This window comes from Streptomyces sp. NPDC091279 (genome assembly GCF_044757465.1).
GTDB lineage: Bacteria > Actinomycetota > Actinomycetes > Streptomycetales > Streptomycetaceae > Streptomyces.
Window position 1 is genome coordinate 330,703 of the sequence record NZ_JBIVVA010000006.1, and the last position, 13,151, is coordinate 343,853.

18 protein-coding genes and 1 pseudogene are annotated in these 13,151 nt (G+C 69.6%); 8 read left to right on the forward strand and 11 right to left on the reverse strand.

The window, feature by feature from the left end; all coding sequences use genetic code 11:
- The first annotated feature begins 44 nt into the window (after positions 1–44).
- The 4 genes from ACIQOU_RS17735 to ACIQOU_RS17750 are packed head-to-tail and all read left to right on the forward strand — an operon-like array spanning position 45 to position 1,490.
- Positions 45–839, forward strand: coding sequence for a helix-turn-helix transcriptional regulator (locus ACIQOU_RS17735; protein WP_401537797.1), 795 nt, complete (start codon positions 45–47; stop codon positions 837–839).
- A complete protein-coding gene (locus ACIQOU_RS17740) occupies positions 836–1,027 on the forward strand; it encodes a DUF397 domain-containing protein (RefSeq protein WP_401537640.1) in 192 nt (63 codons plus the stop codon). Before ACIQOU_RS17735 ends, ACIQOU_RS17740 begins: the two co-directional genes overlap by 4 nt.
- A 29-nt stretch (positions 1,028–1,056) precedes the next feature.
- Positions 1,057–1,242 (forward strand): DUF397 domain-containing protein, encoded by a 186-nt coding sequence (locus ACIQOU_RS17745; protein WP_401537641.1) that lies wholly within the window; start codon positions 1,057–1,059, stop codon positions 1,240–1,242.
- Complete coding sequence (locus tag ACIQOU_RS17750; RefSeq protein ID WP_401537642.1) at positions 1,239–1,490, forward strand: DUF397 domain-containing protein; 252 nt, start codon at positions 1,239–1,241, stop codon at positions 1,488–1,490. Before ACIQOU_RS17745 ends, ACIQOU_RS17750 begins: the two co-directional genes overlap by 4 nt.
- A gap of 60 nt (positions 1,491–1,550) precedes the next feature.
- On the opposite strand, the pseudogene ACIQOU_RS17755 reads toward ACIQOU_RS17750, so the two are convergent.
- The 4 genes and pseudogenes from ACIQOU_RS17755 to ACIQOU_RS17770 form a co-directional block, all read right to left on the reverse strand.
- Positions 1,551–1,742, reverse strand: a pseudogene (locus ACIQOU_RS17755) (arsenite S-adenosylmethyltransferase); the annotation flags it as partial.
- Positions 1,743–1,930: 188 nt separating this feature from the next.
- Complete coding sequence (locus ACIQOU_RS17760; RefSeq protein ID WP_401537643.1) at positions 1,931–2,257, reverse strand: nucleoside triphosphate pyrophosphohydrolase; 327 nt, start codon at positions 2,255–2,257, stop codon at positions 1,931–1,933.
- Between the two features lie 452 nt (positions 2,258–2,709).
- Positions 2,710–3,864 carry a CU044_5270 family protein gene (locus tag ACIQOU_RS17765; RefSeq protein WP_401537644.1) on the reverse strand — a complete coding sequence of 385 codons (1,155 nt, stop codon included), beginning with the start codon at positions 3,862–3,864 and terminating at the stop codon, positions 2,710–2,712.
- Positions 3,861–4,529 (reverse strand): RNA polymerase sigma factor, encoded by a 669-nt coding sequence (locus ACIQOU_RS17770; RefSeq protein ID WP_401537645.1) that lies wholly within the window; start codon positions 4,527–4,529, stop codon positions 3,861–3,863. The genes ACIQOU_RS17765 and ACIQOU_RS17770 overlap by 4 nt, the downstream gene beginning before the upstream one ends.
- A gap of 669 nt (positions 4,530–5,198) precedes the next feature.
- Between ACIQOU_RS17770 and ACIQOU_RS17775 the strand changes: the two genes are divergently transcribed.
- Complete coding sequence (locus tag ACIQOU_RS17775) at positions 5,199–6,059, forward strand: tetratricopeptide repeat protein (RefSeq protein WP_401537646.1); 861 nt, start codon at positions 5,199–5,201, stop codon at positions 6,057–6,059.
- A 220-nt stretch (positions 6,060–6,279) separates the two neighbouring features.
- Here the strand turns inward: ACIQOU_RS17775 and ACIQOU_RS17780 are convergent, their stop codons facing one another.
- From ACIQOU_RS17780 to ACIQOU_RS17790, 3 genes are all read right to left on the reverse strand, one after another.
- A complete protein-coding gene (locus ACIQOU_RS17780) occupies positions 6,280–6,567 on the reverse strand; it encodes a nitroreductase family protein (RefSeq protein WP_401537647.1) in 288 nt (95 codons plus the stop codon).
- Between the two features lie 142 nt (positions 6,568–6,709).
- Positions 6,710–7,408: a TMEM175 family protein gene (locus ACIQOU_RS17785; RefSeq protein WP_401537648.1), complete on the reverse strand. Its 699-nt coding sequence runs from the start codon at positions 7,406–7,408 to the stop codon at positions 6,710–6,712.
- Between the two features lie 114 nt (positions 7,409–7,522).
- Positions 7,523–7,657 (reverse strand): hypothetical protein, encoded by a 135-nt coding sequence (locus tag ACIQOU_RS17790; protein WP_401537649.1) that lies wholly within the window; start codon positions 7,655–7,657, stop codon positions 7,523–7,525.
- Between the two features lie 130 nt (positions 7,658–7,787).
- Between ACIQOU_RS17790 and ACIQOU_RS17795 the strand changes: the two genes are divergently transcribed.
- Entirely contained in the window at positions 7,788–8,582 is a 795-nt protein-coding gene (locus tag ACIQOU_RS17795; RefSeq protein WP_401537650.1) for a VOC family protein, read from the forward strand.
- On the opposite strand, the gene ACIQOU_RS17800 is transcribed toward ACIQOU_RS17795, so the two are convergent.
- Entirely contained in the window at positions 8,554–8,997 is a 444-nt protein-coding gene (locus tag ACIQOU_RS17800; RefSeq protein ID WP_401537651.1) for a winged helix-turn-helix transcriptional regulator, read from the reverse strand. The genes ACIQOU_RS17795 and ACIQOU_RS17800 overlap by 29 nt on opposite strands.
- 129 nt (positions 8,998–9,126) lie before the next feature.
- Here ACIQOU_RS17800 and ACIQOU_RS17805 point away from each other — a divergent pair, with 129 nt between their 5' ends.
- Positions 9,127–9,969 (forward strand): SDR family oxidoreductase, encoded by an 843-nt coding sequence (locus ACIQOU_RS17805; protein WP_401537798.1) that lies wholly within the window; start codon positions 9,127–9,129, stop codon positions 9,967–9,969.
- A 99-nt stretch (positions 9,970–10,068) separates the two neighbouring features.
- Here ACIQOU_RS17805 and ACIQOU_RS17810 read toward each other — a convergent pair whose 3' ends face one another.
- The 3 genes from ACIQOU_RS17810 to ACIQOU_RS17820 all read right to left on the reverse strand — a co-directional run bounded on the left by ACIQOU_RS17810 (position 10,069) and on the right by ACIQOU_RS17820 (position 11,628).
- Positions 10,069–10,614 (reverse strand): ATP-binding protein, encoded by a 546-nt coding sequence (locus ACIQOU_RS17810; protein WP_401537652.1) that lies wholly within the window; start codon positions 10,612–10,614, stop codon positions 10,069–10,071.
- 95 nt (positions 10,615–10,709) lie between these two features.
- Positions 10,710–10,859, reverse strand: a complete 150-nt coding sequence (locus ACIQOU_RS17815; protein ID WP_401537653.1) for a hypothetical protein — start codon at positions 10,857–10,859, stop codon at positions 10,710–10,712.
- Positions 10,860–10,911: 52 nt separating this feature from the next.
- Positions 10,912–11,628, reverse strand: coding sequence for a TetR/AcrR family transcriptional regulator C-terminal domain-containing protein (locus tag ACIQOU_RS17820; protein ID WP_401537654.1), 717 nt, complete (start codon positions 11,626–11,628; stop codon positions 10,912–10,914).
- A 168-nt stretch (positions 11,629–11,796) separates the two neighbouring features.
- On the opposite strand from ACIQOU_RS17820, the gene ACIQOU_RS17825 reads away from it, so the two are divergent.
- Positions 11,797–12,966, forward strand: coding sequence for an oxygenase MpaB family protein (locus tag ACIQOU_RS17825; protein ID WP_401537655.1), 1,170 nt, complete (start codon positions 11,797–11,799; stop codon positions 12,964–12,966).
- Positions 12,967–13,151 lie beyond the last annotated feature (185 nt).

Genomic DNA, 13,151 nt, shown 5'->3' on the forward strand with positions numbered 1-13,151 from the left:
ACGACATCGACGAAGCAGGGTGGGCTGTTGAGCCCGGGGACGCGATGGCGCCGACGATGAAAGTCGTCGGCAGCGTCCTCAAGTTCTATCGAGAGCTACGGGGTATCTCGGCTGCCGACTTCGGTGCCGTCATGGGGTACGGCGAGACCATGATCCGCAAGATGGAGAACGGGACGCGCATTCCGCAGGTCCCCTACCTGTACAAGGCGGACGACTACCTCGGCGCTCGCGGTGGGATCAAGAACATGCGGGAGCACGTGGAGGACGCCCAGTACCCGAAGAAGGTGGTCGAGCTGAAGTCAATGGAGGCGAAGGCCGCCGAGATGCTGCTCTACAGCAACAGCAATATCCACGGGTTGTTGCAGACGCCGGAGTACGCGCGGGCGATGTTCGAGATGCGACGTCCGGCGTACTCACCGGCCGTGGTGGAGCAGGAGACCAACGCTCGCATTGCTCGTAAGTCCATCTTCGAGCGGGAGCCCGCCCCGGAGCTGAGCTTCATCCAGGAGCAGGTGACGCTTGAACGACCCTTCGGGGGGAGGCAGGTGCTGCGTCGTCAGCTCGAACACTTGCTGGAACTGTCGCAGTTGAAGAACGTCACTCTTCAGATCATGCCGACCGACAGCGAGGAGCACGCCGGTACTCAGGGGCTCATCGAGGTGCTGAAGTTTCCGGATGGCACGGCGGTTGGACGCTCCGACGGCGCGTTCAACGGTCGCCCGGTCTCAAGTCTCAGGGAACTTCGTATCCTTGAACTGCGCTATGGCATGATCCGGGCGCAGGCTCTCCCACCAAGGGAGTCGCAGGCCAACATCGAGCAAACGCTGGGGAGACTATGAGCAACGCGGAACTCCACTGGTTCAAGAGCAGCTACAGCAGTAGTAGCGAGGCTGGCGACTGCGTCGAGGTGGCGAACACGCCCGTCGCTATCCACGTCCGTGACTCGAAGAACCCGGCCCACGGCAACTTCGCTGTTTCGCCTGCGACTTGGGTCGATTTTCTGACGTTCGCTGACGTCAACGCGTGAAGTGACCCTGCGCCGGGGACGCTGTGTGCATGTCTGAACTTCACTGGTTCAAGAGCAGTTACAGCGACAGCGGCCAAGCCGGTGATTGTGTGGAGGTGGCGGTTACCCCCGCCACCATCCACGTCCGGGACTCCAAGAACCCCTTCTACGGCAACTTTGCCGTGGCGCCCGCGAGTTGGGCTCGCTTCCTGGTCCACGAGTCGGGGAGGTCGTGAGGGTGTCCGACCTCCGGTGGTTCAAGAGCAGCTACAGCAGTGGGCCCGAGCCGGGCGACTGTGTCGAGGTCGCGTTGAGCTGGGTCAAGTCCAGCTACAGCAGCAGTAGCGATCCCAACGACTGTGTCGAGGTTGCGTGTGCGCCCGGGACCGTTCATGTGCGGGACTCCAAGGCCCCTGACGCCGCTTGCTTGTTGGTGGGGCCAGGGGTCTGGAGTGGGTTCCTGGAGTACGTTCAGGCGGGGTGAGTGACGGGGACTCGGCGCCGTTGGGTCAGGTCGTCTTCGTTGGCGGCTGCTCGCGGTGGCCTATGGTTCGGCCGCGCGCACGATGGCCGAGTGCATCCCGTCCGCGACCGTGTGGATCGGGGTGAACTCCACGTCGGTGAACCCGGCCGCTTCGAGCCCGGCGCGGTACTCGGTGAAGGACAGGGCGCCCGCGATGCAGCCGACGTGGTCGCCGCGCTCGGCGCGCTGGGCCGGGGTCAGTTCGTCGGCGGCATCAGGGTGTGTGCGGTGTGGGCGATGAGGTCGGCGGCCTGGTCGATTTCGGTGTCGGTGGTGGTGCGGCCGATGCCGAGGCGGAGGGTCGCGCGGGCCTGGTCGCGGGTGAAGCCGATCGCGGTGAGGACGTGGGAGGGTTCGCCGCACGCGTCGCGTACCGACTCGTCGCCGAGGACGGCCGGCGGTCAGCGGTTGCCCGTCCAGACGACACGGCCGGCGAAGCCGCCCCGCTCACCTGCCTTGGTCTCACGGATCTTCTCCAGCTGATCCGGGTCGACGCCCAGGTCCGCGGCGAGCGCGCGCACGACCTCCAGCACGTCCGCGAGTTCCTCCGGCGCCGAGTCCTCGTCCGCATCAAGAAACTCGGCGACCTCCTCGCCGAGTTTGTCCCGCAGCCGGCCGCGGTATTCCTCCCGGCCCGCGGTGTAGGTGACCGGCTCGGCCCCGTCTTCGCGGATGATCTGCGGAATCCGGTCCCGCACCAACTTGCCGTGCCTGCTGTAGGGCTCCACCCGTGCTCTCCCGCACCTGTCTTCGCGAGGCGGTCGCCACACGCCGCCCCTTCATGCCGCCGCAGCCTAGGGAAGTCGCCTCACCACTCGCCATGCGAACCGCCCAATCTTGGCGAGGGAACGGGCCGAGGCCAGGAAGCTGAGCCACACCACCAGGCTGTACGCGTGTTCTTCCACGTCGTCGGCGCGAGCCCGCGAACGTCGTCGGTGTCGAACCAGTTGTTCACCCGAAGATCCGGGGCATCCAAGGGATCGAGCAGGAAGGGCTGCCCCGCCCTCCGTGGGCGGCCGCCGCACGTTCCCGTGGTCCCGGTGCTGCAACACGACCGGCATCCGTGTACGCGAGGGGAAGATCCACGCTTTCCCAGTGAAAGCAGAGCCCTCCATCTCACCTGTCGGATCTTGCGGAACCCCACGTCAGGCCAGGACCGTGGGGACTCGGCACCGCCTGGTCAGGTCGTTTTCGTTGACGGCTGCTCGCGGAGGGCGTTGACGACCCCGCGTTCGAGGACCGCCGACACGTGGAGCAGGGCGCCCTTCTTGCCGAGGGTGGTGTCCCTGGTGAGGTAGGTCCGTTCACCGAGGTACGCCAGGGTGGTCGGGTCGAATATCCAGGCGGTGCGTTCGCCGGTCCGGGTGTTGTCGCGGGCGACGCCGATGCCGTGGCGACCGGCCGCGTCCTTCGCGTCGGGGTCCTCGGTCACGCCGGGGATCTTCGCGGCGGCCTGGTAGAGGGCGGCGGCGGTCCTCGGCGGCATCACCGTCTCGCGGAGCAACTCGCCGATGGTGTCGAAGGCGTCCTGGTCGCGGTTGCGGTCGCCGGTGGGGGTGTCGCGGGCGTCCTGGTCCCGGGTGATCTCCTTGGACAGGCGGTCGAGCAGGGCATCGGGGGCGGTGGGCAGGGAGGCCAGCCAGGCGTAGGTGGGGCGGTTGAGGCCCGCCGGGTAGCCGACGGGGGCCTCGCCGTCCGGGACGCCGACCGTGATCGGCCAGTACGCGCCGTCCTCGTGGATCAGGCCGACGTCCGTGACAGCGCCGGGCTTCTGTGACATCCAGACCTCGCGTTCGGCCGCCTTGGTCAGCTTCAGCGGGCCGCCGAACTTGCCCTCGTTCCCTGTCTGGAGCGTTCTCACGTACACGAACTGGCTTGCGGTGACTGGTCGTTGGGTGGTCTTCGCGGCGACGGTGGCGATGCGGTCGAGGAGGAGGGTTGCGTCGTGGGGGGCGGTTCCGGTTCGGGTGCGGGTGTCGGTGCGTGTATCGGTGCTGGGGCTCTTCGCAGAGGGCGGGGAGGTGGTGGCGTTCTGGTTCGTCAGGGTGAGGGTGGTCAACAGGGCGGTGGTCAGGGCCAGTCCGGCGGCGGGGAGGAGGAGTGCGGGGCGGCGGAAACGGGGGACATGGGGGACATGGGGGACATGGGGGCGGGGGGTGGCGGGCTGGTGTGCGGGGGCTTCGTCGGTTTCCTTGTCGATCAGGTTCATCAACGTTTCCTTGTGGTGGAGATGGCGGCCAGGGGGGAGGTCCCGTTCGGCCGGGAACGGCAACAGGCTTGCCAGTTCCTCAAGTTCGGCCTGCTCGGGGCGGTGGCCGGAGGTGCGGTCGGTCATCGGGCTTCCTCCTGGATGGGCAGGGCGGCCGTGAAGGGGGCCCTGCGAGGTACCTCTCCTTGGCGGGGGTGGGGTTCCGGGGCGGTGCCGGGTGCGGGTGCGGGGGCGGGTGCGGTGCCGGGTGCGGGGGCGTTGTGGAGTTCCTCGTCGGTCAGGCGTCGCAGGCGCGAACGTGCCCTGGACAGGCGGGACCTCACCGTGCCGATCGGGATGCCCAGGGCCTCGGCCGCCTCCGCGTAGTCCAGGCCGGACCAGACGCAGAGGGCCAGCACCTCGCGTTCCTGACGGCGTAGTCCGGCCAACGCCCGCTTCAACGCCGCGAGTTGGCGGGTGTCGTCGACTCGGCCGGCGGTGGCCTCCGCGATGTCCGGTACGGGGTCCGGGGGTGGGCGGCGGGCCAGGAACGCCAGGCGGCGGCCGGTTCCTCGGTTGGCGTTGCGGGCCTTGTTCGTGGCTATGCCGTAGAGCCATGGGTGGAGGGGGCCGCCCTCCGGGTCCACGGTGTGGCGGGTGCGCCAGGCTGTGAGGAACGTTTCCGACAGCACCTCTTCTGCGGTTGACCAGTCGCCGGTCAGGCGGAAGGCGTGGTTGTAGATGGGCTTGGCGTGCTCCTCGTATAGCGCGGCGAAGGTTTCGGGGTTGCCCGCTCTGATGTTTGCCCGCATGTGATCCCGGTCTTTCTCTTCATCACACCTCACAGCAGGTGTCTCTCCGGGGGAGGGGCGGGGTTCCGGCGGGGGCGCGGTGAGGTGGGTCACGTGGGGCGGGGGTGCACGTGGGGCGTGGGGCGGGGGGTGAGGGTGAGGGTGGGGGTGGGGGTGGGGTGGCTGGTGCTGGGGGGCTGGTGCGGGTGCGTTGTGGCTTGTCGCGCAGTTCCTCGCGCCCCTGAAGACGGCGGTCGTGGGTGGGTGCGGGTGCGTTGTGGCTGGTCGCGCAGTTCCTCGCGCCCCTGGAGGTGCCTCCGGTTGTGGGTGGGTGCGGGGCCGTTGGGGCTGGTCGCGCCCGCGCGGCGGAGTCGCATGTTGGTACAGCCCCGCGCCCCTGGGTGGGCGGGGGTGCTGCCTCGGGTTTGGGTGCGGGGTCGTTGGGGATGGGCGTGTTCGTGTGGGGGAGTCGCCTTGGGTGGGTGGAGTCGCGTATTTGGCTATTCCGACTGGTTCGTCGGTACCGTGGGCTTGGGAGGTGGTGGAGTGGAGCGGCGGCACCTTTTCGTGGCGTCTGTGGCTGTCGGCCTTGCTGGGCTTGGCCTTCCCGACGCCGAGGCTGTCACCCGGCGGGTGAACCGGCCCGGGGCCGTCGGTGTTGGGATGGGGGAAGTGGGCGCCGTTCGCACGATGACCGCCAATTTGGGGGACGCGGCCTCGGAGCTTGGGGGCTGTCATGCTCGGCATCTGGCCGTGCGCTACCTGACGTTGGACGTCAAACGGTGGCTGGACGGCCGTTACAGCGACAGGACCGGACGTGAACTGTTCGCCGCTGCCAGTGAGTTGGTGCATCTGATCGGGTGGATGGCCCGCGACGAGGGCAACCAGGGCCTCAGTCAGAAGTACCACCTGCACAGTTACCGGCTCGCTGCCGAGGCCGGTGAGAACGAACTCTCCGCCACCGCCCTGCGCGGGCTCGCGGACCAGGCCGTCGACCTCGGCCACATTCCCACCGCCGTCCGGCTCGCCGAGGCGTGTGAGCAGCGCGGGCGGAAGGTGGCCAACCCCAAGGCGTTGGCGTACTACCGCAACACCTACGCCCGCGCTGCCGCAGCCGACGGCGACCACGCCACCGCCGCGAAACTCCTCACCTCCGCCCAGGCCGCCATCGAGCATGCGCCCGCCCTGCCGGGGCAGTCCTGGGCGAGTCACTACAGCCACGGTCGGTGGGCCCACGAGTCCGGCATGATCCACGCCAGGCTCGGCGACCTCGCCGCCGCCGAGGAACACCTCCACCTCGCCCTCGACATCCACGGCCTCGACCGCAGACGCACCCGGGCGATCGTGCTGGCCGACCTCGGTCACGTCCAGCTCAAGCGCGGCGCCACCGAAACAGCCCTGGCCACCTGGAACGCGTTCCTCGACTGCGCCGACGGCGTCCGGTCCGTCCGCATCGACGACGGCCTCACCAACATCGCCGCCCGGCTGCCCGCGCTCCCCGACAGCCCGGCCGCCGCCGAACTCCGCGAGCGCGTCACGACCCGCGCGTGAGGCGTGCCGTCGGGGCTAAGGGCGGGCGTAGGGGCGGGTGATGATCTCCATGTTGTGGCCGTCCGGGTCGGCAGTCACCTGGCCGGCCTTAGTGATCGTCATGGGCGGGGGCAACGCCGTTTCACGGCACCGTGCCCGGCCGTGGTCGGCTGCGGGGCGGGGACGTTCGCCGGAATCGTCGGTCGGGCCTGACGTTCCCGGGCTCCGCTTCCCGCGCCCCTCAGAGGACCCCGGGGGTGTCGTGCAGGGTGACCGTCTGGGTGAGGGGGGCTCGGCCCATGCGGAAGGTGTTCTCCGGGGCGGTTCGGTCGATCTCGCCGAAGGAGATGCCGAACAGGAGCTTGAGTTCCTCGGGGACGTTCAGGATGTCGCGGACGGTGTCGGCGTGGAAGCCTAGGACGGCCTGCGGGATGCCGCCGAGGCCCCGCGCGGTCAGGGAGAGCAGGAAGTTCTGCGCGTACATGCCGACGTCGGCGGCCACGCGGACGCCGTCGCCGAACATCGGCATGAAGAGGAACGCGGTGCCCTTCCCTTCGGCGCGTGCTTTTCGGGCACTCTAGGGGGGAACTCCGGGGAACTCCCCTGATTTTTAGGGGACTTGGGGGCCCGGGGATTTTGGCGTCTCGGGGTGGTGGGGGGCATTGCGGCGCTCAGCGTGAGCCGCGTCGGCCCGTGAGGCGCACCCGCCCCGGCAGGATCAGCAGCAGCAGGCTGTAGAACTGCAACGCCGGTACGGCGAGGGCGACGGCGAACGCGACGGCGACGGCGACGACGTTGAGCCAACTGTTCGTGTACAGGTGCGCGGTCCTCGCGCGGGTCTCCTCGCCGTCCCCCTCGACCATCCCCGGGTTGCTCTTGAGGATCTTCAACATGGCCAGTCGGCACACCATGCCGGCCAGGAGCACCGCGTAGTAGAACGCCGCCACGAACCGGTCGCCGCCGAAGGCACCGATCATCTCCGTCGGGAGGGGGAGCACGACGATCGACAGCAGCCACCCCATGTTCCACGCCGTCAGGGGGCGGGTGGCCGTACGGACCGTCGAGAAGGACTGGTGGTGCTCCCGCCAGATGTTCGCGATCACCGCGAAGCTGAGCAGGAAGCTCCAGACCTGGTCGAGATGGCCGGTGATCACCTCGCGAGCCGGTTCGTGGGCGGCCGCGACCTCGGGGACGAGGTCGACCAGCGGCAGGATCAGCAGGGTGATGGAGATCGCGGTCACCGCGTCGGTGAACAGCACCAGCCGCTCCCCCGAGACACCCCCCTCGATCTTGTCCGGCGCGGGAACCGACGGCTCTTCCGGGCCGCCCTCTCCCGTTCCGGTCCCGCCGATGACGCCACTGGTACCCATGCGTACGCACCTTTCCTCTGTCATGCCCGCCGCGCCTACCGTCGCACCGGACTGTGTTGGTCATGGACGTTCCGACGTTCCGACGTTCCGACGAACCGCTCGGACTCCTCCGGTTCACCGGCTCACCGGCTCACCGACCGGAACGACGTTGCAGCCGGGAAGCCGGTTCACTCGGTCGGGAAGCCGGGTGAATTCATTACCCAGGTCGGTGATGAGGACGGGGCCGTCGATCGATATGACACCGTTCATCACTTTTAGCCTGTATGTGTGAACTGGTGTCCGGCTGTGGTTCGGGTGGGGTGTCGGTGGAGAGATCACGGATGCTCAGGGCGGTGCTTGCCGCGCCGCTGTTTACTCCGTCATCCCAGGGAGACCGTCCATGGCTATCGTCACTGGTCCTTACGCGCCCGGTACCCCTTGCTGGGTCGACCTGATGGTTCCCGACCAGCAGGCGGCTCTTGATTTCTACCGTGATCTGTTCGGCTGGCAGGGGGAGGTGGGGCCGCCGGAGAGCGGGGGGTACGCGCTCTGCACCCTGGAGGGCCGCCCGGTCGCCGGGATCATGGCCGCGATGAACCCGGACGGCAGCACCCCCGACCCCATGCCACCGGTCGCGTGGACGACCTACCTCGCCACCTCGGACCTCGACGCCACGACGGCCGCGGTCACCGGCAGCGGCGGCCAGGTGATGGTGCCGGGCATGGACGTGATGACGCTCGGCCGGATGAGCGTCGTGAGCGACCCCACGGGCGCCGTCGTCGGCCTCTGGCAGGCCAACGACTTCCCCGGCGCGGGCATCGTCAACGAACCCGGCGCGATCATCTGGAACGAGCTCAACACCAGCGACACCGACGCCGCCGCGTCGTTCTACGCCACGACCCTCGGCATCAGCGCCGTGACCATGAAGGGGTCGGACGGATACTTCTCGCTCAACGTCGACGAGCGGGCCGTCGGCGGCATGCAGGCCCTCTCCGACGCCCCCGGCGTGCCCTCGCACTGGCTGACGTACTTCGCGGTCGACGACACCGACAGCACGGTCGACGCGCTGGTCCGGGCGGGCGGCAGTGTCCTGGCCCCGCCGGTCGACATGCTGGCCGGGCGGATGGCCATCGTGCAGGACCCGCAGGGCGGGGTCTTCGCGGTCATCAAGGCCGGGGGGCCGGAGGCCGGCTGACGCCGTCCCGGCTGACCTCGTCCCGGCTGACCTCGTCCCGATGTCCTGGGCTGTCGTGGGGGCCCAGGCGTCGGGTGATCCGGTCGAGGAGTTCCGAGAGGGGGGCGCCCAGTTCCTTGCCGAAGTCGGTGAGGCCGTAGGTGACTTGGGGCGGGGTCGTCGGCTCGACCTCGCGCCAGAGCAGGCCGTCCTGGACCAGGGTGCGCAGCGTCTGGGCGAGCATCTTCTCGCTGATGCCCTGGATGCTCTCGCGCAGCTCGTAGAAGCGCAGGCTGCCGTGGCGCAGGGAGATCAGGACCCAGCTGCCCCACTTGCTGGTGACATGGCCGACCACCTCACGCGCGGGGCAGTCGGTGTGAAACACCTCATACCGTTGCCCGGTCCCGACCTCTCTGTCCTGCATGCCTTCCATCATGTGAGGAGCTTACCTTCGGGTATGTCCTTACGAAAAGTAAGCCAATCTCCTAGCGTGCGGTCACGGACAACGCGTGGCGCATACGGCTTGTATGCAGCGCATATGGCTTACAGGGCAAGGGAGTTGGACATGATCGTGGTGACCGGGGCCACCGGGAACATCGGGCGACCGTTGACGCGGGCGTTGGCCGACGCGGGGCAGCGGGTGACGGCGGTGTCGCGGCACGCGGCCGCGGTGCCGGACGGCGTGCGGCATGTGGCCGCCGACCTGGCCGACCCGGCCGGACTCCAGCCCGTGCTGGCGGGAGCGAAGGCGCTGTTCCTGCTGCTCTCCGGCGACCTGCACGCCCCTGACGCCCGCCCGGCCGACCTGATCCGCGTGGCCGAGGCCGCCGGGGTCCGCCGGGTCGTCCTGCTCTCCACGCAGGGGGCGGCGACCAGGCCCCTCGGGGCGACGCGGGTCGTGATGCGCGCGCTGGAGGACACCCTGCGGGAATCCGGCCTGGAGTGGGCGATCCTGCGGCCCGGCGGCTTCGCCTCCAACACCCTGTGGTGGGCCGAGTCCATCCGTCGACGAGGCGTCGTCGCCGCGCCGTTCGGGGATGTCGGGCTGCCGATCGTCGACCCGGCGGACATCGCCGAGGTGGCGGCTGCCTGCCTGCTGGAGGACCGGCACAACGGCGCCGTCCACACGCTGACCGGCCCGGAGGTGATCACGCCCCGTGAGCAGACGGAGGCCCTCGCCGCCGCGCTCGGCACGCCGGTACGGTTCCACGAACTCACCCGCGAGGAGGCCAAGGCCGGGATGGCCCTGAGCATGCCCGCGGAACTGGCCGACGACACCCTGACCATCCTCGGCGCCCCGAACCCGGCCGAACTGGCCATCAGCCCCGACATCGAGAACGTCCTCGGCCGCGCCCCACGCCGGTTCGCGGAGTGGGCGTCCCGCAACGTCGCGGCGTTCCGTGACTGAGGGTGGGGTACGCGGGTTCCGTGACTGAACTGAGGTGTGGGGGAGGGGAGTTCGGTGACTGGTGGCTGGGCGCGGTGAGTTCGGGGGAGGGGTCGGACCTCATCCCGTGATGTCGAGGGGGCCCTCGTCCTTGAGGGCCTCCGCGATCCGCCGGGCGGCCTCGGCGGGCGTGAGATGGGTGGTGTCGACGACCTCGGCCTCGCGGTGCAACCACGTGCGGGCCGCCTCCGCGTAGGGATCGAGATACTCCAGGCGGAACGGGGAGTTCGGGCCGAGGGGGTCGCCCGCGATGCGTCCGCGCAGGGTGTCCTGATCGGCGTGGAGCACGAAGTGCCGTACGGGGATGGCGTGTTCGGCGAGTCCGGCGCTGATCTCACGCCAGTACTCCTCCACCAGAACCGTCATCGGGATCACCAGGGTCCCGCCGGTGTAGTCGAGCACCCGGCGAGCGGTCTCGACGACCAGGGGGCGCCAGGGCGGCCAGTGCTGGAAGTTGGTCGTCGCGGGCAGCCCCGGCGAGATGTCCATGAGCGTCTCGCCGACCTTCTCGGCGTCGAACACCCTTGAGTCCGGCAGCAGTTGCTGCACGAGGGGGCTGGTCGTCGTCTTGCCGGCGCCGTGGGTGCCGTTGAGCCATACGATCATGCGCCCCGATGCTAGGGCCTGTCCGGCCGGGGTGGGCGAGGGGCGTGAGCCGTGCGCGGCGGCTCGGCGGCTCGGGGGCCCGGGGCTGATCGGTGTCAGTGGGTCGGGGCTTCGGGGGTGGGCATCAGGGCGTTCCAGAGGGCGGTGGCCTGGCCGTGGTTGCGCCGGGTCAGTTCCTCCAAGTACCAGTCCTGGCCGAGGAGTTGCTTGACGCGCGGGATGGCCTCGCCGTCGGGGCCGATCACCGACCCCCCAGGGGGCCCGGGGTATGTGGCCGACCTCCCGGCAGCGCCGTTCTCATGTACCCCGGTGCGGCCGATCCGCCGTCGCGCTGTCCGCCGGCCCGCGCAGGAGTGTCGCCTCCGCGCCATGGAGGAAGATCTCGATGCTCAGGGCGAACTGGTCGCGGTCGTACGTGTCGACGCCGCGCTCCACGAGCCGCGTGAGGTTCGCGCACGTTCCCGGGTCGCGCCCCTCGACGAGGGCGCGGGTCAGTCGGGGCCGGAGCCCCTCGCCGTGGGGGGAGACGGAGAGGGCGTCGCGGGCATAGGCCCAGCAGAGGTTGGTCAGCAGCGCGAGGCACCGCACAGCGCCCTCGTCGTCGAAACCGGCCTCGGTCATCCGTTGCGCGACGGCGTCGGCCGGTTCGATGAACGGCGCGTAGAGCGAGTCGTCGGGCATCAGGTGCTCGGCGAGAGCGTCCGCGGCGATCAGCCTGTCGGTGAAGGCGTCGGCGTACCGTCGGCACGCCTCCTGCCACGACGCGGTCGCCGGGATCTCGACGCCGGGCGAGCCCTTCGCGAACGTGTCGATCGCCAGAAGCCTGAGCAGGGATTCCCGGTCGCTGACATGGTGGTTCACCGCCTTGCGGTCGACCCCGAGCCGGTCGGCGACGGCCTGCATGGTGAGCGTGCCGGTGTCCAGGGAACGGGCCGCCTCCATGATGCGCGCCAGGTCGAGCCCCGCCCGTCGCCCCCGGCCCCGTCGGCCGTCGACCCCGGACGTCTGTTCCACGGCGTTCCTCCGCATCGCACCCTCCCGCACCTCTCGCACCGCGCACCTGCCGTGTCTCTCGCGTCTCTCGTGCTTCACGGGGTTGACGTGGCGCACGCCCGAGCATAGCTTGCCGATCAGGTTAATTCCCGGGCGGGAATTAAGCCGGACGGGACGAAGGGATACGTCATGAGCACTGTCGCCGCAGGTCACGGCGGTAAGCCGGCCAAGGTCAAGATCACCAGGGAGGATCTCCTCGGCACGGAGAAGCGCTGGCGGCGCTTCGGGGAACCGACACCGGCCGGAGGGTCGTCGCACGAGGACGGCACCCCCGACCACGGTCTCTTCGGACCCGGCAGCGTCGTCTGGGAGGTTCTCCTGCACCCGGCCACCGTCGTGTTCCTCAACGCCGCCCAGGCCGCGGTGCAGACCAAGGGGTACAGCCCGATCAGCGCGGGCCTGCGCGACCGTGACCCGGTGGCCCGCAAGGCGCGCGCGGGCACGCTGAACATGCTGGACGTCTTCGACCGGCTGTCGCGCAACTCGGGCATGCACGCCCCCATGTGGCTCGGCGACTCCAAGACGGCCAAGCTCATGGCCAAGCACCTGCACAACATCCACCAACGCGTCGCCGGTGACGTCATCGACGTCGCCCGCCCCGAACTCGGCGGCTACGCGGCGAGCGGGCCGCGCGACGCGATGTGGGCCGCGCTGACGGAGATGCACCCCATGCTGCGGGTCTACGAGGCGTTCGCCTTCCGCGACGGCAGGATGCCGCACCGCCTTCCGCCGGAGCAGCGCGACCAGTTCATCGCGGAGTCGGCCGCCTATCTGCGGCTGGTCGGCGCCCCCGAGGAGGACATCCCCACCTCGATGGCCGAACTGGGCGCGCTCTACGAGAAATACGCCGACCTCTTCGCCCCCACCGGGACGGTCAACATCACCCCCGGCACCGGCGAGGACTGGGAGAAACTGGCGATGGAGACGGTGAAGCGGAACTTCCACCCCTCCCACCTGCGCGCCCTCATCCCGTACGTGCTCCAGACCGCCCTGGTCGAACTCCCCGTCATCGGCGCCCTGCCCGCCAAGACGCGCCGCTCGATGGGCATCGGCCCGCGCAAGGACAAGGCCGCCGTCCGCGCGGCCAAGCTGTTCCTCCCGATCGCCTGGCTGATGCAGCAGGGGCCCTACGAGCGCTACGTCCTGCGTCGCATGTGGGGGCCGGACAGCATCCGCCTGCTGGAATCCGCCCGCCGCCTCCACGAACAGACCCTCGCCCAGCGCGCCATGACCCAACTGGTCAGCGAGGCCACGCCTGCGGCAGCGACAGCGGCAACGGCAACGGCAACGAACCGGTGAGGTCCGGTCGCCGTTGAGCGACGTGCGGCGACGCCCCACCCCCGGCGTCCGTGACGTCATGTGCCGGGCGCCGGGGGCCTGTTGGTTCCGTAGGTGACGGTCGCCGCTCAATCCCCTTCGGGGCGAGGCCCGGTCGCCGTCGACCACCGCGCGACGACCTGACCCCGGCATCCGTGGCCTCATGT